This is a genomic window from Curtobacterium sp. MCSS17_011, from assembly GCF_003224275.1.
Classification (GTDB): Bacteria; Actinomycetota; Actinomycetes; order Actinomycetales; family Microbacteriaceae; genus Curtobacterium.
In genome coordinates this window covers 14,927-37,795 of record NZ_QKLE01000004.1, presented here as the reverse complement: position 1 = coordinate 37,795, position 22,869 = coordinate 14,927, and the positions used below count along the sequence as shown (strand labels likewise).

The window sequence follows — 22,869 nt, the reverse complement described above, 5'->3', positions numbered from 1 at the left end:
TTCACCGGTGCACCTCAGCTGCCTGCACGCGACGCTGTTCCTGCCGGCGGGCGTAGTAGGCGGCGCCGAGCTGAACCGCAGCGAGGACCGACCAGCTGATCGCCATGAAGGTGTGGAACCCGGACGGATCGATGATGGCGAAGATGATCCAGACGGCGGCCAGAGCGGCCCACGCCCAGACAACCCATGGGCGGGGCTTCCCGATGAGTCGCTCGAGGACGGTTCGCCGCGTCATCTCGGTCATGAGCGCGACACTACCCGTCGAGCTTCGGTTGGCGAACGGTGTCGACAGCCGGTCGGTCACCGGACGAACTGCTCCACTATTCAGAACGTCGACGAGCTTTGTCTCACCTACACCGTCCGCGCTTCGTCTCATCGATGGGACGACATGCGGACCCAGGAACGCCCCGCCAGCCGAAGCCAGCGGGGCGTTCCCACGAGTCAGACCAGGATCAGAAGTCCCAGTCCTCGTCCTCGGTCTTCTCCGCCTTGCCGATGACGTACGACGACCCCGACCCCGAGAAGAAGTCGTGGTTCTCGTCCGCGTTGGGCGACAGCGCCGACAGGATCGCCGGGTTCACGTCCGTCGTCTCCTTGGGGAACATCGGCTCGTAGCCCAGGTTCATCAGCGCCTTGTTGGCGTTGTAGTGCAGGAACTTCTTGACGTCCTCGGTCAGCCCGACCTGGTCGTACAGGTCCTGCGTGTACTGCACCTCGTTCTCGTAGAGCTCGAACAGCAGGTTGAACGTGTAGTCCTTGATCTCCTGCTTGCGCTCTTCGGAAGCGCCCTCGAGGCCCTTCTGGAACTTGTACCCGATGTAGTACCCGTGGACGGCTTCGTCGCGGATGATCAGGCGGATCAGGTCAGCGGTGTTGGTGAGCTTCGCGCGCGAGGACCAGTACATCGGCAGGTAGAAGCCGGAGTAGAACAGGAACGACTCGAGCAGCGTCGAGGCGACCTTGCGCTTCAGGGGGTCGTCACCGGTGTAGTAGTCGAGGACGATCTGGGCCTTCTTCTGCAGGTTCACGTTCTCGGTGGACCAGCGGAAGGCGTCGTCGATCTCGGGGGTCGAGGCCAGCGTCGAGAAGATCGACGAGTAGCTCTTCGCGTGCACCGACTCCATGAACGCGATGTTCGTGTAGACGGCTTCTTCGTGCGGGGTGATCGCGTCGGGGATCAGGCTGATCGCGCCGACGGTGCCCTGGATGGTGTCGAGCAGTGTCAGGCCGGTGAAGACCCGCATGGTGAGCTGCTGCTCCGCCGGCGTGAGCGTGTTCCACGACTGCACGTCGTTCGACAGCGGCACCTTCTCGGGCAGCCAGAAGTTGTTGACCAGCCGGTTCCAGACCTCGACGTCCTTGTCGTCCTGGATGCGGTTCCAGTTGATGGCACTGACCGCGCTGATCAGCGGGATGGACTTGCCCGTGGCGTGGACCGGGTCGGTGAGGGTCATGGGATTGTCTTCCGGATTCGAGATGGTGATCTGATGACGGACTGGAGGCGCGGGGCGGGGCCCGCCCCGCGCCTCCAGGAAGAGAGCAGCAGCTCTACAGCATGCAGCTGACGCAGCCCTCGACCTCCGTGCCCTCCAGCGCGAGCTGGCGGAGACGGATGTAGTAGATCGTCTTGATGCCCTTGCGCCATGCGTAGATCTGCGCCTTGTTGATGTCACGCGTGGTGGCGGTGTCCTTGAAGAACAGCGTCAGGGACAGGCCCTGGTCCACGTGCTGCGTCGCCGCGGCGTACGTGTCGATGATCTTCTCCGGGCCGATCTCGTACGCGTCCTGGTAGTAGTCCAGGTTGTCGTTCGTCATGAACGGCGCCGGGTAGTAGACGCGGCCGAGCTTGCCTTCCTTGCGGATCTCGATCTTCGACGCGATCGGGTGGATCGACGACGTCGAGTGGTTGATGTACGAGATCGAACCGGTCGGCGGGACGGCCTGCAGGTTCTGGTTGTAGATGCCGTGCTCCTGGACGGACGCCTTCAGCGCCTTCCAGTCATCCTGCGTCGGGATCGTGATGTTCGCGTTGTCGAACAGCGAGGCAACACGAGCGGTCGCGGGGGTCCACGTCTGGTCGGTGTACTTGTCGAAGAACTCACCCGACGCGTACTTCGAGTCGCGGAAGCCGTCGAAGGTCTCGCCGGTCTCGATCGCGATCTTGTTCGACGCACGAAGGGCGTGGAACAGCACCGTGTAGAAGTAGATGTTCGTGAAGTCGATGCCCTCTTCGGAGCCGTAGTAGACGCGCTCACGAGCCAGGTACCCGTGCAGGTTCATCTGGCCCAGGCCGATGGCGTGCGACTTGTCGTTGCCGTCCTCGACGGAACGCACCGAGGTGATGTGCGACATCTGCGAGACCGAGGTCAGGCCGCGGATGGCGGTCTCGATGGTCTTGCCGAAGTCGGGCGAGTCCATCGTCAGCGCGATGTTCAGCGAGCCGAGGTTGCAGGAGATGTCCTTGCCGATCTCCTTGTAGGACAGGTCCTCGTTGAAGGTCGTCGGGGTGTTGACCTGCAGGATCTCGGAGCACAGGTTGGACATGTTGATCCGACCCTTGATCGGGTTGGCCTTGTTCACCGTGTCCTCGAACACGATGTACGGGTAGCCCGACTCGAACTGGATCTCGGCGATGGTCGTGAAGAAGTCACGCGCCTTGATCTTCGTCTTCTTGATGCGCGAGTCGTCGACCATCGCGCGGTAGTTCTCGGAGATCGGGACGTCGCCGAAGGGGACGCCGTAGACCTTCTCTACGTCGTACGGCGAGAACAGGTACATGTCCTCGTTGTTCTTCGCGAGCTCGAACGTGATGTCCGGCACGACGACGCCGAGGGACAGCGTCTTGATGCGGATCTTCTCGTCGGCGTTCTCGCGCTTGGTGTCGAGGAACTTCATGATGTCCGGGTGGTGGGCGCTGAGGTAGACCGCGCCGGCACCCTGACGCGCACCGAGCTGGTTCGCGTAGGAGAAGGAGTCTTCCAACAGCTTCATCACGGGGATGATGCCCGAGGACTGGTTCTCGATCTGCTTGATCGGGGCGCCGGCCTCGCGGATGTTGGAGAGGAGCAGGGCCACGCCGCCGCCGCGCTTCGAGAGCTGCAGCGAGGAGTTGATGCCGCGCGAGATCGACTCCATGTTGTCCTCGATGCGGAGCAGGAAGCAGGAGACGAGCTCGCCGCGCTGTGCCTTGGCGGTGTTCAGGAACGTCGGGGTGGCGGGCTGGAAGCGGCCGGCGACGATCTCTTCGACGAGGTCGATCGCGAGCTGCTCGTTGCCCTGGGCCAGGCCGAGGGCGGTCATGACGACGCGGTCCTCGAAGCGCTCCAGGTACCGCTTGCCGTCGAACGTCTTGAGCGTGTAGCTCGTGTAGTACTTGAACGCGCCGAGGAACGTCTGGAACCGGAACTTCTTCGAGTACGCCAGGTCGTTGAGCTGCTGGATGAAGTCCAGCGAGTACATGTCGATCGTGGCTTTTTCGTAGTACTCGTTCTCGACCAGGTAGTCGAGCCGCTCCTTCAGGTTGTGGAAGAAGACGGTGTTCTGGTTGACGTGCTGCAGGAAGAACTGCTTGGCGGCCTCACGATCCTTGTCGAACTGGATGTTCCCGTCCGCGTCGTAGAGGTTGAGCATCGCGTTGAGGGAGTGGTAGTCCATCCCCGTCTGCGGCGACGTCAGATCGACGTCTGCAACTGCTGCGTCCAAAATGCATCCAATCCTGAGTTGACCGCCGACACGTCGTCAGGGGTCCCGAAGAGTTCAAACCTGTACAGAAGGGGGACGTTGCACTTCTGCGCGATGACGTCCCCTGCGAGGCCGTACGCCTCGCCGAAGTTCGTGTTGCCACCCACCACCACGCCGCGGATGAGCGAGCGGTTGTGGGCGTCGTTGAGGAACTTGATGACCTGCTTGGGGACTGCACCCTCGCCGTTGCCGCCACCGTAGGTGGGCAGGACCAGGACGTAGGGCTCGTCGACGTGCAGGAACGGTTCGCTCGGGTAGAGCGGGATCCGGTCCGCGTCGCGGCCGAGCTTCTCGACGAAGCGCGCGGTGTACCCGGACACGCTCGAGAAGTAGACCAATCGGCTCATGGTGCGCTCCTCTGGAGAAGGTGCGGAACAGGCGGACCGGAGGGTGTCCTGCGGGCGATCGCCGGGCCTCCTGAGCGGGTCCGGGGTGACCGTCCGCAGGACGGGAGACGACTACGCCAGTTCGGCGCTGAGGGTCGCGATCTTGTCGGGGCGGAAGCCCGACCAGTGGTCGTCGTCCGTGACGACGACGGGGGCCTGCATGTAGCCCAGGCTCTTGACGTGCTCGAGCGCTGCTTCGTCCGTGGAGACGTCGTGCACTTCGTACTCGATGCCCTTGTTGTCGAGGGCCCGGTACGTCGCGGTGCACTGGACGCAGGACGGCTTGGTGTAGACGGTGACGGCCATGTTCTCCCCTGGTTCCTACTGGTTTCTGCTGTGCTGTGGAGGTGGTGCTGATGTCTGTCCGCAGTCGTGTCCGGGAGGGGCCGCTGCGATGCCTCCACACTACATCTAGTGGCTAGCCGCAGCACCGACCACAAGAGGAAGTGTTACAGCCATGTAGTTCTCCACAACGTCCTCCACAGTCTGTGGATTCCCGAGAGGCCCGAGTTTCCGCCAGTCTCCGGCCGACCACCGACACTTCCCCACACCGGTGGACAGTCCCGATCCACATGTGTGGAATCAGCGCATCGGCGTGTCGCGAACCGCCCCTCCCCAGGACGGGGGACAGCCCCTTCCGGCTGGTCCGTACACTCGTCTCGTGAGTACGTACGGGCCCCTCCTGAAGACCCCTGGCGTGGGTCGTGTCATCGCCGCACAGCTCACCGCGCGGTTCCCGTTCGGCATGCTGTCGCTGGCGTACCTGCTGCACGTCGAGCACGTGTTCGGCTCCTACGGCGCCGCCGGGCTGGTGCTCGCGACGACGAGCATCGGGCAGGCGATCGCCGGGCCGCTGACCAGCCGGTGGATGGGCAGCTGGGGCATGCGCCCCGTCCTCATCCTGACGAGCATCGTCGCGCTGATCAGCATGGTGGTCATCGCGTTCGTGTACATGCCGCTCTGGGGGTACGTGGTGGTCGGGTTCCTCGGCGGCCTGGCGGTCCCGCCCGTGCAGCCCGCGGTGCGCACCATCTACCCGAAGATGGTGACGTCGGCGCAGCTCACACCCCTCTTCTCCCTCGACGCCAGCGCGCAGGAGCTCATCTGGGTCGCCGGCCCGGTCATCACCACCTTCGTCGCCACCCAGGTCGGCACGGTCGAGGCGATCGTCGTCGCGATGGTGTTCCTGGTCGTCGGCGGCGCGTGGTTCATCGCCTCCCCCGAGCTCGGACGTGTCCGCATCCCCCGATCGAAGCGCGCCTTCGGTGTCGTGCTGAAGCGCCCCGCGGTCGTCGTCGCCACCCTGACCGGTCTGCTGCTGATCGGGGCGTGCGCCGCGGTCGAGGCGAGCGTCACCAGCGTGTTCGGCGAGGGCAGTCCGAACGCCGGCATCGTCCTCGCGGTGTTCGCGGTCGGTTCCCTCGCCGGCGGCCTGGCGTTCGGCCACCGCCCGATCTCCCGCAACACCCTGTGGACGCGCATGGCGGTCGTCTTCGTCGGTCTCACCCTGGCCCTCGGCGGCACGGGCTTCTGGTGGCTCTGCCTCGCCCTGGTCATCGCTGGCGTGGGCATCGCGCCGGCCCTCGCGGTGATGTTCGGCTCGGTCTCCGCCACGGTCAAGTTCTCCGACACGGCCGAGGCCTACGGCTGGATGGGCACCGGCCAGCTGATCGGTGCCGCAGGCGGTTCGGCGATCGCCGGCTTCCTGATCGACGGCAGCGGCCCCGTCGGCGGCTTCACCGTCGGCGCCGTGATGGCCGGGCTGGGCGTGCTGCTCCCCCTGGCGATGCGCAGCTGGCTTCCCGACCTGCGCGGTCGCGACGCCAGCCCGCTCCCCGACACCGAGCCGGTGCGCCTGCCGACCTGAGCGGCGGGCGGTTCCGGGCGTACCTGGTCGAAACGGGCGTATCTGGTCAGAAGTTCTGACCAGGTACGCCCGTTTCCACTCGCCATCGCGGCCGATATGGGAAGGAACGTGCGCCCGGCGTTCACGTCGCGTTCTCCACAGATGGCCTGGAGGCCCGGCGCGCGCCCGCCAGGCACCGGCAGGATGGGTGCATGGTCACCTCAGTTCCCCTGCACGACGGGCGCTCGATCCCCGCGATCGGCTTCGGCGTCTACAAGGTCGACGACGCCGAAGCAGAGACGGCGGTCGGTCTCGCGCTGGACGCCGGCTACCGGCACATCGACACCGCCGAGATGTACGGCAACGAGACCGGCGTCGGCAAGGCGATCCGGGCCTCCGGGCTGGACCGTGACGACGTCTTCGTGACGACCAAGGTGTGGAACGACCACCAGGGGCGCGACGCGACCCTGCGGGCGTTCGACGGCAGCCTCGAGCGGCTGGGGCTCGACGCCGTCGACCTCTACCTGATCCACTGGCCGGCCGCCGCGAACGACCGCTACGTCGAGACGTGGCGTGCGCTGGTGGAACTGCGCGAGTCGGGGCGGGCGCGGAGCATCGGCGTCTCGAACTTCCAGGTGCCCCACCTGCAGCGGCTCATCGACGAGACCGACGAGGTGCCGGCGCTGAACCAGGTCGAACGCCACCCCTGGCTGCCGCAGCGCGAGCTCATCGCGTTCCACGAGCAGCACGGCATCGTGACCGGGGCGTGGTCGCCGCTCGGTCGTGGGCGCCTGATCGACGAGCCGGTGCTGACGGGCATCGCCGACGCGCACGGGGTGAGCGTGGCGCAGGTGCTCGTGCGGTGGAACGTGCAGCAAGGCGTGGTGGTGCTGCCGAAGTCGGTCACGCCGTCACGGATCCGGTCGAACCTCGACGTCGACGGGTTCGAGCTCACCGACGACGAGCTCGCGGCGATCGGGACGCTCGAGTCCGGGCAGCGGACGGGCTCCCACCCGGACTCGGTGTCGTAGCCGAACTAGCCTCGGCGGTCCTCCTCGGACTGCCACGGCAGGTGCAGGTCGCCCGGTTCGGGCTCGACGTCGCCGGCGTCGTCCGCGCCGCCCGTCCCGGGGGCCGCAATGACCTTGGACGGGTCGATGCCGTCCTCACGCAAGTCTCCGTCGTCGCGCTGCTTCGTCTGGGACGCGTCCATCTCGCGCTCGCTCGACGGGCTGTACGACGTGTCCGCCGCCCGCTGCTCACGGCCACTGACCCCGTCGACATCGTCGCTGTGAGCGGCGTCGCGGAGCGCGTCGTTGCGTGCGCGGTCGTCGGACGGCTCGGGGCCGGGGGCGTTCGGGATGCTGTCGCTCATGGTGTTTCCTCCTGCAGCGGACGGTAGTCCTCGGCCCCGTGTAACGAGTCTGGCTCGGTCCGCTCCCCGCACTCGATGACGTCCCTGGCCCCCGCTACGCTGCCGACGAGGGGGAACGATGGGACGAACACGGACCGCGACGACCGCGGTGATCGGCTCGGCACTGGTGGGGCTGCTGCTCGCCGGGTGCACGGCGTTCGGCGGCGACGACGCGATCCCGACACCGACGCGACAGGCGGCCGAGCGCACGGCGGAACCCGAGCCGGACCCGACGCGCGGCACCGATCCGGTCGAGACCGAGCCCGAGCAGGCGCTGCCCACCGGCACCGTGGCGGCGGAGACCGACGTGGTCTCGCCGAGCGGTGAGACCAGCATCCACGTCCGGGTGGTCGCGAACGACCGCGGTACCTTCGACGCTCAGCTCTCCGAGTACCGGACGACCAATCCGCAGCCCATGCGCCTGGAGTTCCGACACCGGACCGCGAAACCGCTCGACGGCGCCGACGGCTCGGTGCGCGAGACAGTCGAGTGGGACGCCGCGGTTGCTCCCCCGACCTCGTTCACGATGGGTCAAGCGGGTCCTCGCCCCGACTACCTGCGCAGTGTCGTCCTCGTCCCGGCGACGGTGGCCGACGAGGACTCGTCCAAGCGCCCGTGGGCGGGGTCGGTGCTCGCCGCCGCTGACCTCGCGTGGAAGATCCCGAACCCCTACCCCGACCTCCGGGTCACCGTCGGCAAGGACCGACCAGGCGCCTACGGCATCGTCACCAACGCCGATGGCCGACCGGCGAACTACCTGGTCGCACACGGCGACGAGCTCTCGACCGTCGCGGAGCGGTTCGGCATCACGCCGGCGCAGGTGCAGTGGATGAACCCCTTCATGGAGCAGCGCGACGACGACTGGCTGCTCGAGGGCAGCACGCTCAACATCGATCCTGAGCGCCGTTGAGCGTGCCGGTCACGAGCACTTCCGACCAGCGCGCACTGATCACCGCCGAGCTCCGCGCCGGAGAGCGGCTGCTCTGGGTGGGACAGAGTGACCCATCGAAGATGCTGGGGTTCCACGACCGGTGGCTCGTCCCCTTCAGCGTGTTGTTCGCCGCTGCCGTGACGACGGGGCTCGTTCTGGCCATCCGCGACGGAGCACATCCGCTGGTGCTGGTGCTGTTGGTTGTGTCCGTCGTGGCCAGCCTGCACATGGGCGGTGGCCGCTTCCTCGTGAAGCGTCACCGCAAGCGCACCGAGGTCTACGCCGTCACCGACCAGCGCGCGCTGATCGTCTCCGGAAGGGTGAGTCGGGAGACCGACATCCGTCGCACCGACCGCGGAACCGACCTGATGGATGAGCACGTGTCGGTCGAGTGGAACGACACCGGCGACCTCGACACCCTTTTCTGGGGCGGCACGGACGCGATCCGGCAGTACGCGAACACCGGTCTCGACGGACTGTTCGGTATGCGGAGAGACTTCGCCTTCTACGACGTCACCGACGTCGTCGGGCTGCTCGACGCCCTGGAAGCGGTCGCCCCGCGCTGACCACGCACCGGTGCAGAACGCCGGAGCGTGAGCCGTCGGCGTGGTCCGTTACGGTGGACCAGCACCACCGCGCACCCCGGCACCACCAGGAGGTCCCATCGTGACGATCGTCGCCGCCGCAGACGGCTCAGCCCTCGGCAACCCCGGCCCCGCTGGCTGGGCCTGGTACGTCGACGACGACCGGTGGGCGGCCGGTGGCTGGCCCCGCGCGACGAACAACATCGGCGAGCTCACCGCCGTGCTGCAGCTGCTCCGCGCCACGAAGGACACCGGCGAGCCGCTGCACATCCTGTGTGACAGCCAGTACGCCATCAAGGCCTGCACCGAGTGGCTCGCCGGCTGGAAGCGCAAGGGCTGGCGGAAGGCCGACGGCAAGCCGGTCCTCAACGTCGAGATCATCAAGGAACTCGACGCGGAACTGCAGGGCCGCAAGGTCACGTTCGAGTGGGTCCGCGGCCACGTCGGTCACGAGATGAACGAGGCCGCCGACGTGCGTGCCCGTGGCGCTGCCACCGCGTTCCAGAACGGCACCGACGTGCCGCACGGTCCGGGTTGGCCCGGCGCCGAGGTCCCCGAGCCGTCTGCGCTGCCCGACGCGACCCCGCCCGCGACCCTCTTCTGACCCAACCGGGCGGTCAGTAGGTCCCGTCGCGCCGCTCCTGCTGCGTGATCTGCTCCCCCGACGCCGGGTCGACACCCGAGCGCGTGGTGGTCGTGGTGCGGCGACCCCCAAGCCGGAGCGGCCCCGAGCCCCGAGCCGACACGCCCCGCCCCGCTCAGTCGACGTCGACCTCGGCCCACCCGTCGAACCGCCCGATCTCGGTGACACGGACGACGGCCTCGCCGACCTCGTCCGAGGCGTCCAGGTTGATCGTCGCCGAGAACCCGAAGTCCTTGTCGCCCTCGGGGTCGGCGAAGATCTGCCGTGCCTTCCAGACCCGGGGTGACGCCGTGGCGCCGCTCTCGTCGAGCACCAGGTACTGCATGGAGCGCGCGTCGGCATCGGTGCCGATGCTGTCGTGCTCCTCGTAGTACTCCTCGAGCACGTTGTCCCACGCCGATCGGTCGAAGCCGACGGTCGCGTCGAGTTCCCCGAGCCCGTCGATGTCGTCGGCGGCGGCGAGCAGCACCCGCTGGAACAGGGCGTTGCGCACGAGCACCCGGAACGCCCGCGCGTTGCCGGTGAGCCGTGCGGGCTGCGGCGGCGCGATCTCCTCGTGCTCCTCGGATGCCAGCAGGACGTCGCCGTTGAGCAGCGCCTCCCACTCGTCGACGAGCGAGGAGTCGGTCTGCCGCACGACCTCGCCCAGCCACTCGATCAGGTCGTCGAGCTCCTGGGTCCGCTGTTCCTCGGCGATGGTCTGCCGCATGGTCCGGTACGCGTCGGACAGGTAGCGGAGCACGAGCCCCTCGGACCGGGTGAGCTGGTAGAAGCGCACGAAGTCACCGAAGGTCATCGCGCGTTCGTACATGTCGCGGACGACGGCCTTCGGGGACAGCTGGAAGTCGAGCACCCAGGGCTGTTCGGCGGCGTAGGCCTCGTACGCGGCCTCCAACAGCTCGGACAGCGGGCGAGGCCAGGTGACCTCCTCGAGCAGCTCCATCCGCTCCTCGTACTCGATCCCCTCCTGCTTCATGCGGGCGACGGCCTCGCCGCGCTCCTTGAACTGCTGCTGCGACAGGATCGCCCGCGGGTCGTCGAGCGTGGCCTCCACGACCGAGACCATGTCCAGCGCATAGGTGGGAGAAGAAGGGTCGAGCAACTCGAACGCGGCGAGCGCGAACGGCGACAGTGGCTGATTGAGCGCGAAGTTCGGCGCGATGTCGACTGTGAGGCGGTAGGCGCCGTCGACCTTCTCGATCACGCGCGCGTTGATGAGGGTCCGCGCGATGACGAGTGCCCGCCGTGCCATCGCGAGCTGGCGCGATCGCGGTTCGTGGTTGTCGTAGACCAGCGACCGGACGTCCGCGAAGGCGTCCCCGCCACGGGCGACGACGGACAGCACCATCGCGTGCGTGATCCGCATGCGGGAGACCATCGCCTCGGGCTCGGCCGCGATCAGCCGTTCGAACGACGCCTGCCCCCAGGACACGAAGCCCTCCGGTGCCTTCTTCCGCTTGATCTTGTTCTTCTTCTTCGGGTCGTCGCCGGCCTTGGCGACGGCGCGGGCGTTCTCGATGTCGTGCTCGGGTGCCTCGGCGACGACGTCACCCTCGGTGTCGTAGCCGGCACGTCCGGCACGACCGGCGATCTGGTGGAACTCCCGCGCGGACAGCTGGCGCATCTTCGTGCCGTCGAACTTCGTCAGCCCGGTGAACAGCACGGACCGGATCGGCACGTTGATCCCGACGCCCAGGGTGTCGGTTCCGCAGATGACGGGCAGCAGGCCGCGCTGGGCGAGCTGCTCGACGAGCCGTCGGTACTTCGGCAGCATGCCGGCGTGGTGCACGCCGATGCCGGCCCGGATCAGCCGCGACAGGGTCTGCCCGAACCCGGCGCTGAAGCGGAAGCCGGCGATGGCGTCCGCGATCTGGTCGCGGCGTTCGCGTGACGCGACCTTCGCGGACATCAGCGACTGCGCCCGTTCGAGGGCTGCGGCCTGGGCGAAGTGCACGATGTAGATCGGCGCCTTGCCCTCCTCGAGCAGCCGTTCCACCGTCTCCTGCACGGGCGTCATCACGTACTGGTACTCGAGCGGCACGGGTCGGGAGACACCGGTCACGCGGGCGGTGGGCCGTCCGGTGCGTCGGGACAGGTCGTCGGCGATGGTGGTGACGTCGCCGAGGGTCGCCGACATGAGCAGGAACTGCGCACGCTCGAGCACGAGCAGCGGCACCTGCCACGCCCAGCCGCGGTCGGGGTCGCCGTAGAAGTGGAACTCGTCCATGACGACGACGTCCACGTCGGCGTCCGGCCCCTGCCGCAGCGCCAGGTTCGCCAGGATCTCGGCGGTGCAGCAGACGATCGGCGCGTCGGCGTTGACGCTCGAGTCACCGGTGACCATGCCGACGTTCTGCGCACCGAACAGCTCGACGAGCTGGAAGAACTTCTCGGACACCAGCGCCTTGATCGGCGCCGTGTAGTAGCTCCGCTTGCCCTCGGCGAGCGCCGCGAAGTGCGCGCCGGCTGCGACGAGCGACTTCCCGGTGCCGGTCGGTGTGCTCAGCACGACGTTCGCGCCGGAGACGAGCTCGATGACCGCTTCGTCCTGCGCCGGGTACAGCGGCCGGCCGCCCTCGGCGGCCCAGGCTGCGAAGGCCTCGTAGACCTCGTCGGGATCGACGACGCCGTCCACCGCCGCCGGGATCGCGGCGACGAGCGGGGGCACGGTGGTGACGTCGGTCATGTGCCCATCCTCCCAGGTGCGCATGTGCCGGACGGGAGGCCCGGTGCGGCGCCGCCACGGGCCTCCCGTCCGCCCGGTCACCGACTCGGGCCCATTTCGATACGTGCGCATAGACTCGCGTCATGCGCGAACTCGGCTTCCTCTCCTTCGTCCCGAACCACGGTGGCACCGGGGGCGCCGCCGGCGCCCTGGAGGACGGGCTGCGCCTGTTCGAGACCGCCGAGTCGCTCGGCTACGGGACGGGCTGGGTACGCGGTCGGCACTTCGAGCCGTACCTGACGAGCCCGATGACCTTCTTCGCGGCCGCAGCGCAGCGCACCAGCACCATCGCGTTCGGCACCGCCGTGCTCGGGATGCGCTACGAGGACCCGGTGCGCCTGGCCGAGGACGCCAGCACCGTCGACCTGCTGAGCGGCGGCCGGGTGCAGCTCGGCATCAGCACGGGCATCGCCGGGTACGGCCCGATCCTCGACCCGGTGTTCGGCACGGTCGACCGCAGCTTCCGCGACGAGGCCGAGGCGCGCGCCGCACGCCTGCTCGAGGTCCTCCAGGGTGAGCCCCTCGGCAGTGCCGGCAAGGGCTACGAGAGCATCCCCGCCGGAGCCGACCTGACCCTGCAGCCGCTCAGTCCGGGCCTGCGCGAGCGCGTGTGGTGGGGCGGCGGCAGCATGGGCACGGCGGTCCGCACCGCCGAGAAGGGGCTCCTGCTGCACTGCTCGACCCTGAACACCGAGGACACCGGTGCGCCGTTCGCGCAGGCACAGGCCGAACAGATCGCCGCCTACCGCGAACGGTTCGCCGAGCTCCACCCGCAGCGCGAGTCCAAGGTCGCGGTGGGCCGGATCGTCGTGCCGCTCCTCGACGACCACGACCGCGCCGTGCACCAGGAGTTCCTGACCGGCTACGCATCGGGCATGGACGACGAGGGCCGACCGCTCTCGGGCACCCCGCCGTTCCGCTTCAGCAAGGTCGTGTCCGGCGAACCGGCCGGCATCGTCGACGCACTGCTCACCGACCCGGCGGTCACCGCCACCGACGAACTCGTCATCACCCTGCCGGCGAACGGCGACCGCGCGGCGCACGAGCGGATCCTGCGCATCGTGGCCGAGGAGATCGCACCCGCCCTGCGGGCCTGAGCACCGGCACCGCGGGCCTGATCACTGCGAGCCTGCCACCGAGAGTCAAGGGCATCCGGTGGGCTCTGGACGAGTTGGTGAGTCTCACAGAGCCCGACCGGATGACCATCTCGTCCCTGATCCGTACGAGATGGTGCACCCATCGTTCCACCTACCGAGCGGTTTGTCACACCGATCCGCGCACCCGGGACGTAGAAAGTTGACCAAGTGTCACTCGTTTTTCCGAGGCGGGACGAAGTGCGTCAACCGGTTCACCGATGCGGTTCCGTGCCGGAACGACGAATGCGTCCCCGCGCGGACGCGGGGACGCATTCTGGGACGCACCGGGGAGGCCAGGGCGACAACGGCCGGATCAGGAGACCGAGTCGCTCACCCAGCGACCCCGTAGTCGGTGCGTGCGCGGACGGTAACCAGCCGACTCGCGCAGAACGATGTTACTGAATGGAGTTGGGAGCTGCGCGGAAACCGGACGACTTCGTCACTCCAGTTCGAGGGACGCGGTTCCGGCGTCGTCGACGACCGAGGCGCCGACGTGCAGCGTGAAGGTCCCCGACTCGTACTGCCACGAGCCGTCCCAGTGAGCGAAGGCACGCGCCGGGACCTCGATCGAGACCTCCGTCGAGGCGCCTGCGGCGAGCCGGACCGGGGCGAACCCGACCAGCCAGCGCACCGGGCGGTCGACCGCCGACTCCGCACGGGACGCGTAGACCTGCACGACGTGCTTGCCGGCGCGGTCACCCGTGTTCGCGACGGTCGCCGTGACGATGACGGCGTCGCCCTCGCGCACGGTCGGGGTCGCGGACAAGCCCTCGATCGACCACGTGGTGTAGCCGAGGCCGTGCCCGAACGGGTACGCGGGCTCGGTGCCGGCCCGCAGCCAGGCCCGGTACCCGACGTGGACGCCCTCGTCGTAGGCGACCTTGCCGTCCACCGGGGTGACGTCGAGCACCGGGACGTCTGCCATCGCGACGGGCCACGTGGTGGGCAGGCGGCCGCCGGGCTCCTGCGTCCCGGTCAGCACATCGGCCAGGGCGTTGCCGTACTCCTGCCCGCCGAACCATGTCAGCAGCACCGCGGCGACGTCGTTCCGCCACGGCATCTCGACCGGCGACCCGGCGTTCACGACGACCACGGTGTTCGGGTTCGCCGCGGCGACGGCGCGCACCAGGTCGTCCTGGTGACCGGGGAGTGCCAGCGAGGAGCGGTCGTAGCCCTCGGACTCGACCTTGGAGTTCGTGCCGACCACGACGACGGCGACGTCCGCACCACGGGCGGCGTCCACCGCGGCCTCGATCAGCACGGCGGGGTCGTCGTCCGACGGCTCGGTGCCGAACTGGTACGCCAGCACGCCGCCGAGCGTCTCGTCCTGCACCACGTCGTACTCGATGCGGATCGCGACCTGCTGTCCCGCGATCACCTCGACCGGCACCGACCGCGCCGGCGGGTTGAGGAACGCGGCACCGAGCTGGTCGCCCTCGAACGGCACGTCCTCGTCGAGCAGCAGCTCGCCGTCGATCCACATGCGTGACCGGCCGGCCGCGCCGATGCCGAACCGCACGGTCCCGGTCGACTCGGCCGTGTAGGTGGTGGTGATGTCGAGCCGGTCCGCCTGACGGATCGGGGCGTCGCCGCCGAACCAGAACAGCGCCGTCGCGCGGCGGTCCTCGACGAACAGCTCCTCGCCGTCCTTGACGAACGCGACCCGCGCACCGGGTTCGCCGGTGCCGGGGTTCGTGATGGTGGACAGCGGGAACTCCGCGATGCCCTCCTGCACGACGGCGCCGATCGCGTAGTCCACGCTCGCGCCGGGGAAGGCCGAACGGATGCCGTCCAGCGGTGACACGACCTGCGACGGCACGACCGTGGCCGAGCCACCGCCCTGCGTGCGGGCCTGGTCGGCGTTGTGCCCGATCACCGCGATGCGTGACACGGCAGGGGCGTCGAGCGGCAGGACACCGGTGTTGCGGACCAGGACCGTACCCTCGGCCTCGGCCTCGCGCACGAACGCGATCCCGTCCTCGACGTGCACGGGCGACGCGGCGACGGGCTCGAAGCCCTCGAGCGCGCCGACGCGGGCGGCCAGGGTCAGGATCCGGCGGACCTTGCGGTCGATCGCCGCCATCGGCACTTCGCCGGACTGGACTGCGGCGAGCAGCGGGCCCTCGCTCCACCACGGGTTCGGCCCGGGCATCGCGACGTCCTGCGACGCCTTCGCCGAGTCCACCGAACGCACCCCGGTCCAGTCGGACACGACGATGCCGTCGAAGCCCCACTCCGAGTTGAGCGGGGTCTCGAGCAGGTCGTTCTCCGATGCCGTCACGCCGTTGATCGCGTTGTAGGACGACATGATCGCCCAGGCGTGCGCCTCGGTCACGGCCTTCTCGAACGCCAAGAGGTACAGCTCGCGCAGGGCGCGGTCCGACACCTCGGTGGACGCGGTGAAGCGGTCGGTCTCGTAGTCGTTCGCGATGTAGTGCTTCGGGGTCGCGGCGACACCGTTCTCCTGCACGCCGTCGACGTACGACGCCGCCAGGTCACCGGTGAGCACCGGGTCCTCGCTGAACGCCTCGAAGTGCCGGCCACCGAGCGGGGACCGGTGCAGGTTGATGGTCGGGCCGAGCACGACGTCGACGCCCTTGCGGCGGGCCTCCACCGCGGCGGCGGCGCCGTAGCGCTTCGCGATCGCGCGGTCCCACGAGGCACTCAGCGCGGTTGCCGACGGCAGGTTCAGCGACGGGTCACGCTCGTCCCACACCTCGCCGCGCACGCCCGAAGGTCCGTCCGACATCAGGATCCGGCGCAGCCCGATCTTCTCGATGGGCCAGGTGGTCCAGAAGTCACGTCCGGTGAGCAGCTGCACCTTCTCGTCGGTGGTCAGCTGGCCGAGGAGCGCATCGATGCGCTCGGGCAGCGGCGTCGCCGGACTGGAGGCAGTGCTCGCGTCGTTCACGGTGGTCACGGTGGTCGGTCCTCTCGTTCAGGGCCGCGGGGCGCCGCCTGGACGGCCAGGGCCTCGTCGCCCCACCCACCATCCACCGGGTTCGCCGCCCGCGCTGGCAGCTCCTGCACCGTACCACCCAAAACCAACCGTTGCTTGGTTTCTCCGGGTCTCCCGCGAGCGGTACAGTCTGGCCATGGCACGACGGGGTTCGTACGCAAAGGGCATCGCGAAGCGCGAGGAGATCCTGACGGTCGCGCTGGACCTCGTGGCGTCGCAGGGCTTCCGGCGGACGAGCATCAAGGACATCGCCGACGCCGTGGAGCTGACCCAGGCCGGACTGCTGCACTACTTCGACTCGAAGGACGAGCTCTGGGTCGAGATCCTCCGCCGCCGTGACGAACTCGACCTCGCGCACGACTGGCAGGCCGCGGACCCCGCCGCACTGCTCGCCGCGATCGTGCGGCACAACGCCGAGGTCCCCGGCCTGGTGCAGATGTTCGTCAACCTCTCCGCCGCAGCGGCCACCGATGCCGAGCACCCGGCGCACGAGTACTTCCGCGAGCGCTACGAGCGCAGCCGCCGCGAGCTGTCCGCCGACTTCCGCACGATGCAGCAGGACGGCCGCCTCCGCACCGACATCGACCCCGATCAGCTCACTAGCGTGCTGCTCGCGGTCTCCGACGGCATGCAGATCCAGTGGCTGTTCGATCCCACCCGCGACATGGCCGAGCACGTCGAACTCGTCGCCCGCCTCGCGATCGCCCAGGTCGCCCCCACCGCCTGACCGGAGGCGCAGCGCACGTCCGCACCGAGCCTCCCGCCGGCGAAGTGGTCAGGGCAAGCGCACGGCAGCGAGTTCGTCCGCCGCGGTGCTCCACGCGCGGACCTGCGTCTTCGAGAGGGGTTCCTCCGGAGACATCGACCAATCTGAGATGTTCCGGCCCCGCATCTCCCGCGCGAGGTGGTCACGCACCGCTCGCTTCGAGTCGGTCGACAAGGCCGCTCCGTAGTGCTCGGCACCAGGGACGTCGGCCAGTTCGGTCAGGTACGCCTGGCAGAACCGATCCGCTGCTTCGGCCCGCAGGTACGGGCTCTCGAGCGTAACGTACCAGCGACGGAAGAACTCGTCGTACGGGCCAGAGTCCTGCATGAACCCACCAGAAGCAAAGAGAAGTTCACGGACCCGCTGCGGGGTGAGCCCGTGGGCGGCTCGGACGGCATCACCGATCCTTCCTCCGTCGACGAGGTTCGCTATCTCGCTCATTCCACCCATCCGTTGCTGATGTGACCGCCGGTCGACGCCCATGGTGCCCACCCTGGCATATGAGCGTTGACATCTGAAACGATCTGCGACGCCAGCTCCGGGGTACGGACAGGGCCTGGTCGCGTCAGGTGCGTCGGGGCAGGATGGTCGGTGCCCGCCAGGGTGTGTTCCGACGACGATGTGGAGTGACGCGATGACGCGTGTAGTGGTGACCGGTGGCAGCGGCAAGCTCGGACGAGCGGTGGTGCGCGACCTCGATGCGCACGGGTACGACGTGGTCCTGCTCGACCGTGTCCCCTCGCCCGACAAGCCCGAGCGTGTCCCGTTCGTGCGGATCGACCTGACCGACCACGGCCAGGTCCTGAACGCCCTGCTCGGCATCGACGACCGGTACGACCACGTCGACGCCGTCGTGCACCTCGCGGCGGTGCCGGCCCCGGGGCAGGTGCCCGACGTGGCCCTCATCACGAACAACGTGACCTCGTCGATCAACGTCTTCCACGCCGCCCGTGCCGCGAAGATCAAGAACGTCGTGTGGGCGTCGAGCGAGACCCTGCTCGGCATCCCGATGGGCGAGCACCACCCGCCCTACCTGCCGGTCGACGAGGAATTCGCCGTCCGCCCGCAGTCGTCGTACTCGCTCGGCAAGGCGGTGGAAGAGGAGATGGCCCGCCACTTCACGCGCTGGGACCCGGAGCTGAAGATGATCGGGCTGCGCTTCTCGAACGTGATGGACGAGACCGACTACCCGGCGTTCCCGTGGGACGCCACCCCCGAGGCGAAGACGTTCAACCTGTGGTCGTACATCGACTCGCGCGACGGGGCCCAGGCCGTCCGCAAGTCGCTCGAGGCCGACCTGACCGGGTTCGAGGCGTTCGTCATCGCGAGCCCCGACACGGTGATGGACACCCCGACCATCGAGCTCGTCGAACGCTTCGTGCCGGACATCGAGCGCCGTGCGGACATCGACGGCGTCAGCTCGCTGCTGTCGTCCGAGAAGGCCCGCGAACTCCTCGGCTATACGCCCGAGCACAGCTGGCGCGACCACCGCGCCTGATCGTCAGGCGGCGGGGACGAGCAGCCCGTCGAGCACCAGGTCGCGCGCCGCCGGCAGCAGGTCGGCGGCGAGCGCCTGCTCGTCCACGCCGGTGATCTGCGCGAGCGCACCGATGATCGCCGCGACGGACAGGTCGCCGTCGCACGCGCCCACGAACGCCGCGAGTGCGGTGTCCGCGTCCACCCGGCGCCCGAGCCCGCCACCCTGCACCAGGGTCATCACCGTGGGGTCGTCGTTGCCCGGCCAGTAGTACCGCTCCTCGGTGACGTCACCGGCCACCGACAGGTGGGCGGCGGCGAGCGCGGTGTCGTCGTGCGCGGCGAGCCAGGCGGCCGCGTCGAGGACGCGGGCGACCGTCGCGCCGAGGCCCGCGGGGTTGGAGCCGAGCGTCTCGGGGACGCGCTCGAACCGGCGGAGGCCGGACGGGCCTCCAGGCAGGGGTCGACGCACCACGACGTAGCCGAAGCCGACGCCGGTGACGCGACGGTCCGCGAAGTCGTCGAGCCAAGCGCCCATCAGGGTGTCGAACTCGGCCGTGCCGGGCTTCGTCCCGCCGTCGCGGATCCAGGTCTCGGCGTAGGACGTCGGGTCCTGCCGCTCGCGCTCGATCACCCACACGTCGAGATCGGTGTCGGCGAACCAGGCGCGCACGCGGTCCAGGCCGTCGACGCCCCAGTGGTACTCCCAGTTGCCGAGGAGCTGGGCGGTGCCGCCGGGCTCCAGGTGTGCCTCGAGGCCGCGGAGCACCGTCTCGACCAGGGCGTCGCCGACCATGCCGCCGTCGCGGTACTCGTAGGACGGCACACCCTCGCGACGGGGTGTGATGACGAAGGGTGGGTTCGAGACGATCCGGTCGAAGCGCTCTCCCGCGACCGGCTCGAACAGCGAACCGACCCGGAAGTCGATGCCCTCGATGCCGTTCAGCTGGGCGTTGAACCGGGCGATGTCGAGGGCACGGCGCGAGATGTCGGTGGCGACCACCTGGTCGGCGAAGCGTCTGGCGTGCATCGCCTGGATGCCACACCCGGTGCCGAGGTCGAGCACGCGCCGGACCGGCACGGGCACCTGCAAGCCGCTCAGTGTGGTGGTGGCTCCGCCGATGCCGAGCACGTGTTCCTCGCTGATGGCGTGCCCGAGGGCGAGCTCGCCGAGGTCGGAGACGATCCACCAGCTGCCGGCGCCGAGGTCGTCCACGAAGGCGTAGGGGCGCAGGTCGACGGTGGGGTGGACGAGCGCGTCGGCGCCTTCGCCTTCGCCGCGCAGCAGACCCGCGGCGATGACGGCGCGGAGCCCGGCGGTCGGGAACGCGGCTGCGGCGTCGGCCTGAGCGACCGGCAGGCCGAGCACGAACAGCGTCGCCAGGGTGCCGAGCGGCGTGGTCTCGCGGGCGGCGAGCGCACGGAGGGCGGCGACCCGCGAACCGCGGTGCAGCGATGCGGCGGCCTCGGCGCCCCACAGCGAGTCGAGCCGGTCGACGGTGAAGCCGGCGGCGTCGAGGTCCGCGGCGAGCGCCGTGGTGACAGCAGGGTCCGCGACGATCGACGGCAGCGTGTGCAAAGTGTCCACGCCGGCGCTCCCGCCGGTGCTCACGAGGCGATCCCCTCACGCAGCAGGACGGCGGGGACCTGCCAGTCGAGCACCAGGTCGAGGAGCCCGGCGAACCGCTGCTGCACGTCCTCGACGCGGACGCGGCTGACGCGGGTCAGGCCCTCCAGGTGCTGCTCGAGCAGACCGGCCTCGCGCAGGACCCGGAAGTGGTGGGTCAGCGTGGACTTCGGCCGGTCGATGCCGACCCAGCCGCAGCTGCGCTCACCCCCGGCCGCGTCGACCAGGTAGCGGTGCAGGATCGCAAGCCGGATCGGGTCGCTCAGGGCGTCCATCACGACGGGGAGGTCCATCTCGGCCACGGACGGCTGCGGCAGCCGTTCAGGAGCATCGACGTGCGCGGGCATGGACGGGACGCTACCACCGTTCGGCTTGCTGTACGACTTGCGTCGTACTGTTCGGGTACGGTACGAATGCAGTCGTACTGCACGGAGATGGAAGGGGTGCGCATGCACCAGTCAGCTCGTTCAGTCGCCGGGTTCTGGATCCTGGCGGCGATGCTCCTGGTCTCGGTCGCGTCGTCGGCCGTCCCGTCGCCCATCTACCCGGTCTACGCAGCCGAGTGGCACCTCACCCCGCTCATGCTCACCGGGGTCTTCGCCATCTACGTCGCCGGCCTGCTGGCGAGCCTGCTCGTCGCGGGGCGGCTGTCCGACCACGTCGGTCGGAAGCCCGTGCTCGTCGTCGGCGGCCTGGGCGTCGCACTGTCGCTCGGCCTGTTCGCGATGGCGGACGGGGTCGTCGCGCTCATCGTCGACCGGATCGTGCAGGGTGTCTCGGTCGGCCTGCTCATCGGGGCCCTCGGCGCGGCCCTCATCGACAACTCCCTCGAACGCCACCCCACCATGGCCGGCGTGCTGAACGGCGTCATCCCGCCGATCGCCCTGGCCACCGGTGCGATGTCGAGCGGCGCGCTGGTGCAGTGGGGTCCGGCGCCGGAGCAGCTCGTCTACCTGCTGTTCGGCGCGCTCCTCGTGCTGCTGGTGCTCGCGTTGTTCGTCGTCCCCGAGCAGGTGCAGCGTCGCCCCGGAGCACTCCGCTCCCTGCGCCCGACGATCAGCGTGCCGCGGTCCTCGCGCCGGCTGTTCCGCGGCGTCGCCGGTTCGCTCGTCGCCAGCTGGGCACTCGGCGGCATGTTCCTGTCGCTCGTGCCCTCGGCGCTCGGCGCGGTGTTCGGCATCACGAACCACTTCGCCGCCGGTGCGCTCATCGCCGTGGTCACCGGCGTCGGTGCCCTGACCGGCCTGGCGATCCAGCGGATGGACACCCGTCGCGCGGTCCTGCTCGGGCTCGTCGCGCTCGTGCTCGGCCCGATCGTCACCGTGTCGTTCGTCTTCGCGCACTCCCTGCCGGGCATGGTCGTCGGCAGCGCCATCGCCGGTGTCGGCTTCGGCGCCGGGTTCCAGGCGCCGCTGCGGATGCTGCTCGCCACCGCTGCCCCGACCCACCGCGCCGGACTGCTCTCCACGATCTACGTCGTCAGCTACCTGGCGTTCGGGGTTCCCTCGGTCATCGGAGGCCTGCTCGAGCCCTCGGTCGGCCTCGTTCCGGTCATCGCCGGGTACGGCGGCTTCATCGTGCTCGCCGCGGTCGTCGCCCTCGTGCTGCAGCTGTCGTCGAAGGACGCCGCCGAGGTCGAGGAGCGCGCCGCCGAGGTCATCGAGCGCACCGTAACAGGCTCGATCCGGGTCGCTTCCGCCGACTAGCGCCGCGGCGCTAGTGGCCCGGTCGCGCCGAGTTCGCCCCGCCAGCGCGCGCACGCACCCCGACCGTCCGCGCCGCACCGGTGTGCGCAGCGTCGACGTCGGCCTTGCCCCGGTCCGCAGCATCGCGCAGGCGCTTCGGGCCGTGCCGTTTGGCCCAGTCCCAGAAGCGGTGCAGCTGCGCCTTGAGCCACGTGATGATCTTGTGGAAGAAGTGGAACTCACTCGCCAGCACGGTGAGACCGATGAACACGACGAGCCACCCCGGGCCCGGCAGCGGCACCAGGATCAGCCCGACGATGACGACGATCCCGCCGACGATGCCGACGAGCACCTTGTAGAGCAGGTGCACGTGCGGCCGGGCGTGGATCCAGGCACGCAGACGGTGGAACCACTGGAAGCGCTGGCGCGGCGCGCCGTCGGCCCGGGCTTCGCCGGGTCGGTCGTTCGGGTCGCCGTCCATGCCGAAAACGTAGGGCGCGCGGCTGGGAATCAGCGGCGCACGGGGTGGACGCGGGGTGCGCATGCCGGGAGGCGCGTGGCGGGGCCGCACCGCGCCTCCAGGCCGTCAGGCGGCACCGGCCGCATGCCCCTCACGCGTGCGCAACGCACGTCGCCGCCCACGGGACGGCGGTCAGCCGGGCCTCCGGGATCGGCTCGCCGCCCACCGTGCAGCGACCGTAGGTGCCGTCGTGGAGTCGCGCGAGCGCTGCGTCCACCTGGCGGACTCGCAGCTGCGCGCCGTCACGGACCGCACCGAGCGAGCCGCGTTCCCAGGCCAGGGTCGCGCCCTCCGGATCGTGCTCGTCGTCGGAGTTGGCGTCCTGCCGCGCGTCACTGACGTCGCGCATGCTCCGCTCGACCTCGAGCAGCAGCCGTTCGTTGCGGGCGCGTTCGGCCTCGAGTGCGGGGCGGGGGTCCTCCATCCCGGC

The 22,869-nt window shown here is 69.3% G+C and carries 22 protein-coding genes; 9 read left to right on the top strand and 13 right to left on the bottom strand.

All coding sequences use genetic code 11. From position 1 onward, the window contains the following. Window position 1: 1 nt before the first annotated feature. From DEJ17_RS04000 to nrdH, 5 genes are all read right to left on the bottom strand, one after another. On the bottom strand, window positions 2–244 hold the full coding sequence (locus DEJ17_RS04000; protein WP_146239612.1) for a hypothetical protein: 243 nt from the start codon (window positions 242–244) through the stop codon (window positions 2–4). 208 nt (window positions 245–452) lie between these two features. Further along, entirely contained in the window at window positions 453–1,454 is a 1,002-nt protein-coding gene (gene nrdF, locus DEJ17_RS03995) for a class 1b ribonucleoside-diphosphate reductase subunit beta (RefSeq protein WP_110892181.1), read from the bottom strand. A 94-nt stretch (window positions 1,455–1,548) separates the two neighbouring features. Then, entirely contained in the window at window positions 1,549–3,654 is a 2,106-nt protein-coding gene (gene nrdE / locus DEJ17_RS03990; RefSeq protein ID WP_110892180.1) for a class 1b ribonucleoside-diphosphate reductase subunit alpha, read from the bottom strand. A 17-nt stretch (window positions 3,655–3,671) separates the two neighbouring features. Beyond that, complete coding sequence (nrdI, locus tag DEJ17_RS03985; RefSeq protein ID WP_027465945.1) at window positions 3,672–4,088, bottom strand: class Ib ribonucleoside-diphosphate reductase assembly flavoprotein NrdI; 417 nt, start codon at window positions 4,086–4,088, stop codon at window positions 3,672–3,674. Window positions 4,089–4,199: 111 nt separating this feature from the next. After that, window positions 4,200–4,433, bottom strand: coding sequence for a glutaredoxin-like protein NrdH (gene nrdH, locus DEJ17_RS03980; protein WP_017886897.1), 234 nt, complete (start codon window positions 4,431–4,433; stop codon window positions 4,200–4,202). 355 nt (window positions 4,434–4,788) lie between these two features. Here nrdH and DEJ17_RS03975 point away from each other — a divergent pair, with 355 nt between their 5' ends. Both DEJ17_RS03975 and DEJ17_RS03970 read left to right on the top strand, forming a co-directional pair. Beyond that, window positions 4,789–5,994 carry an MFS transporter gene (locus DEJ17_RS03975; RefSeq protein ID WP_110892179.1) on the top strand — a complete coding sequence of 402 codons (1,206 nt, stop codon included), beginning with the start codon at window positions 4,789–4,791 and terminating at the stop codon, window positions 5,992–5,994. Window positions 5,995–6,185: 191 nt separating this feature from the next. After that, on the top strand, window positions 6,186–7,004 hold the full coding sequence (locus DEJ17_RS03970) for an aldo/keto reductase (protein WP_110892178.1): 819 nt from the start codon (window positions 6,186–6,188) through the stop codon (window positions 7,002–7,004). A 5-nt stretch (window positions 7,005–7,009) separates the two neighbouring features. On the opposite strand, the gene DEJ17_RS03965 is transcribed toward DEJ17_RS03970, so the two are convergent. Beyond that, the gene (locus DEJ17_RS03965; protein WP_110892177.1) at window positions 7,010–7,348 is read right to left on the bottom strand and encodes a hypothetical protein; all 339 of its coding nucleotides are present in this window, start codon (window positions 7,346–7,348) and stop codon (window positions 7,010–7,012) included. A gap of 118 nt (window positions 7,349–7,466) precedes the next feature. On the opposite strand from DEJ17_RS03965, the gene DEJ17_RS03960 reads away from it, so the two are divergent. The 3 genes from DEJ17_RS03960 to DEJ17_RS03950 all read left to right on the top strand — a co-directional run bounded on the left by DEJ17_RS03960 (window position 7,467) and on the right by DEJ17_RS03950 (window position 9,506). Beyond that, window positions 7,467–8,297: a LysM peptidoglycan-binding domain-containing protein gene (locus DEJ17_RS03960; protein ID WP_146239611.1), complete on the top strand. Its 831-nt coding sequence runs from the start codon at window positions 7,467–7,469 to the stop codon at window positions 8,295–8,297. Continuing rightward, the gene (locus DEJ17_RS03955) at window positions 8,294–8,884 is read left to right on the top strand and encodes a hypothetical protein (RefSeq protein WP_146239610.1); all 591 of its coding nucleotides are present in this window, start codon (window positions 8,294–8,296) and stop codon (window positions 8,882–8,884) included. Before DEJ17_RS03960 ends, DEJ17_RS03955 begins: the two co-directional genes overlap by 4 nt. A 100-nt stretch (window positions 8,885–8,984) precedes the next feature. After that, window positions 8,985–9,506 (top strand): ribonuclease H, encoded by a 522-nt coding sequence (locus tag DEJ17_RS03950; RefSeq protein ID WP_027465941.1) that lies wholly within the window; start codon window positions 8,985–8,987, stop codon window positions 9,504–9,506. 154 nt (window positions 9,507–9,660) lie between these two features. On the opposite strand, the gene DEJ17_RS03945 is transcribed toward DEJ17_RS03950, so the two are convergent. Next, a complete protein-coding gene (locus DEJ17_RS03945) occupies window positions 9,661–12,231 on the bottom strand; it encodes an RNA helicase (RefSeq protein WP_110892174.1) in 2,571 nt (856 codons plus the stop codon). 122 nt (window positions 12,232–12,353) lie between these two features. Here DEJ17_RS03945 and DEJ17_RS03940 point away from each other — a divergent pair, with 122 nt between their 5' ends. Beyond that, the gene (locus DEJ17_RS03940; RefSeq protein WP_110892173.1) at window positions 12,354–13,367 is read left to right on the top strand and encodes an LLM class flavin-dependent oxidoreductase; all 1,014 of its coding nucleotides are present in this window, start codon (window positions 12,354–12,356) and stop codon (window positions 13,365–13,367) included. Window positions 13,368–13,845: 478 nt separating this feature from the next. Here the strand turns inward: DEJ17_RS03940 and DEJ17_RS03935 are convergent, their stop codons facing one another. Continuing rightward, window positions 13,846–16,326 (bottom strand): glycoside hydrolase family 3 protein, encoded by a 2,481-nt coding sequence (locus tag DEJ17_RS03935; RefSeq protein WP_110892172.1) that lies wholly within the window; start codon window positions 16,324–16,326, stop codon window positions 13,846–13,848. Window positions 16,327–16,501: 175 nt separating this feature from the next. Here DEJ17_RS03935 and DEJ17_RS03930 point away from each other — a divergent pair, with 175 nt between their 5' ends. Continuing rightward, on the top strand, window positions 16,502–17,092 hold the full coding sequence (locus tag DEJ17_RS03930; protein WP_110892171.1) for a TetR/AcrR family transcriptional regulator: 591 nt from the start codon (window positions 16,502–16,504) through the stop codon (window positions 17,090–17,092). 48 nt (window positions 17,093–17,140) lie between these two features. Here DEJ17_RS03930 and DEJ17_RS03925 read toward each other — a convergent pair whose 3' ends face one another. After that, window positions 17,141–17,572, bottom strand: coding sequence for a hypothetical protein (locus DEJ17_RS03925; RefSeq protein ID WP_110892170.1), 432 nt, complete (start codon window positions 17,570–17,572; stop codon window positions 17,141–17,143). A 193-nt stretch (window positions 17,573–17,765) separates the two neighbouring features. Between DEJ17_RS03925 and DEJ17_RS03920 the strand changes: the two genes are divergently transcribed. Next, window positions 17,766–18,629, top strand: coding sequence for an NAD(P)-dependent oxidoreductase (locus DEJ17_RS03920; RefSeq protein ID WP_110892350.1), 864 nt, complete (start codon window positions 17,766–17,768; stop codon window positions 18,627–18,629). Window positions 18,630–18,632: 3 nt separating this feature from the next. Here the strand turns inward: DEJ17_RS03920 and DEJ17_RS03915 are convergent, their stop codons facing one another. After that, window positions 18,633–20,195 carry a methyltransferase gene (locus tag DEJ17_RS03915; RefSeq protein WP_258366642.1) on the bottom strand — a complete coding sequence of 521 codons (1,563 nt, stop codon included), beginning with the start codon at window positions 20,193–20,195 and terminating at the stop codon, window positions 18,633–18,635. 20 nt (window positions 20,196–20,215) lie between these two features. Beyond that, a complete protein-coding gene (locus tag DEJ17_RS03910; RefSeq protein ID WP_110892169.1) occupies window positions 20,216–20,581 on the bottom strand; it encodes a helix-turn-helix transcriptional regulator in 366 nt (121 codons plus the stop codon). A gap of 102 nt (window positions 20,582–20,683) precedes the next feature. On the opposite strand from DEJ17_RS03910, the gene DEJ17_RS03905 reads away from it, so the two are divergent. Beyond that, window positions 20,684–21,940, top strand: a complete 1,257-nt coding sequence (locus tag DEJ17_RS03905; RefSeq protein ID WP_110892348.1) for an MFS transporter — start codon at window positions 20,684–20,686, stop codon at window positions 21,938–21,940. A gap of 10 nt (window positions 21,941–21,950) precedes the next feature. Here DEJ17_RS03905 and DEJ17_RS03900 read toward each other — a convergent pair whose 3' ends face one another. After that, on the bottom strand, window positions 21,951–22,400 hold the full coding sequence (locus tag DEJ17_RS03900; RefSeq protein ID WP_110892168.1) for a TIGR02611 family protein: 450 nt from the start codon (window positions 22,398–22,400) through the stop codon (window positions 21,951–21,953). 130 nt (window positions 22,401–22,530) lie between these two features. Next, a complete protein-coding gene (locus tag DEJ17_RS03895; protein WP_110892167.1) occupies window positions 22,531–22,863 on the bottom strand; it encodes a TraR/DksA C4-type zinc finger protein in 333 nt (110 codons plus the stop codon). Window positions 22,864–22,869 lie beyond the last annotated feature (6 nt).

What these genes read in the sequence shown, in the direction of transcription:
- DEJ17_RS04000 (WP_146239612.1), bottom strand. Translation starts at nt 244, where the DNA reads ATGACCGAGATGACGCGGCGAACCGTCCTCGAGCGACTCATCGGGAAG.
- nrdF (WP_110892181.1), bottom strand. Translation starts at nt 1,454, where the DNA reads ATGACCCTCACCGACCCGGTCCACGCCACGGGCAAGTCCATCCCGCTG.
- nrdE (WP_110892180.1), bottom strand. Translation starts at nt 3,654, where the DNA reads ATGGACTACCACTCCCTCAACGCGATGCTCAACCTCTACGACGCGGAC.
- nrdI (WP_027465945.1), bottom strand. Translation starts at nt 4,088, where the DNA reads ATGAGCCGATTGGTCTACTTCTCGAGCGTGTCCGGGTACACCGCGCGC.
- nrdH (WP_017886897.1), bottom strand. Translation starts at nt 4,433, where the DNA reads ATGGCCGTCACCGTCTACACCAAGCCGTCCTGCGTCCAGTGCACCGCG.
- DEJ17_RS03970 (WP_110892178.1), top strand. Translation starts at nt 6,186, where the DNA reads ATGGTCACCTCAGTTCCCCTGCACGACGGGCGCTCGATCCCCGCGATC.
- DEJ17_RS03965 (WP_110892177.1), bottom strand. Translation starts at nt 7,348, where the DNA reads ATGAGCGACAGCATCCCGAACGCCCCCGGCCCCGAGCCGTCCGACGAC.
- DEJ17_RS03960 (WP_146239611.1), top strand. Translation starts at nt 7,467, where the DNA reads ATGGGACGAACACGGACCGCGACGACCGCGGTGATCGGCTCGGCACTG.
- DEJ17_RS03945 (WP_110892174.1), bottom strand. Translation starts at nt 12,231, where the DNA reads ATGACCGACGTCACCACCGTGCCCCCGCTCGTCGCCGCGATCCCGGCG.
- DEJ17_RS03940 (WP_110892173.1), top strand. Translation starts at nt 12,354, where the DNA reads ATGCGCGAACTCGGCTTCCTCTCCTTCGTCCCGAACCACGGTGGCACC.
- DEJ17_RS03930 (WP_110892171.1), top strand. Translation starts at nt 16,502, where the DNA reads ATGGCACGACGGGGTTCGTACGCAAAGGGCATCGCGAAGCGCGAGGAG.
- DEJ17_RS03925 (WP_110892170.1), bottom strand. Translation starts at nt 17,572, where the DNA reads ATGAGCGAGATAGCGAACCTCGTCGACGGAGGAAGGATCGGTGATGCC.
- DEJ17_RS03920 (WP_110892350.1), top strand. Translation starts at nt 17,766, where the DNA reads ATGACGCGTGTAGTGGTGACCGGTGGCAGCGGCAAGCTCGGACGAGCG.
- DEJ17_RS03910 (WP_110892169.1), bottom strand. Translation starts at nt 20,581, where the DNA reads ATGCCCGCGCACGTCGATGCTCCTGAACGGCTGCCGCAGCCGTCCGTG.
- DEJ17_RS03905 (WP_110892348.1), top strand. Translation starts at nt 20,684, where the DNA reads ATGCACCAGTCAGCTCGTTCAGTCGCCGGGTTCTGGATCCTGGCGGCG.
- DEJ17_RS03900 (WP_110892168.1), bottom strand. Translation starts at nt 22,400, where the DNA reads ATGGACGGCGACCCGAACGACCGACCCGGCGAAGCCCGGGCCGACGGC.
- DEJ17_RS03895 (WP_110892167.1), bottom strand. Translation starts at nt 22,863, where the DNA reads ATGGAGGACCCCCGCCCCGCACTCGAGGCCGAACGCGCCCGCAACGAA.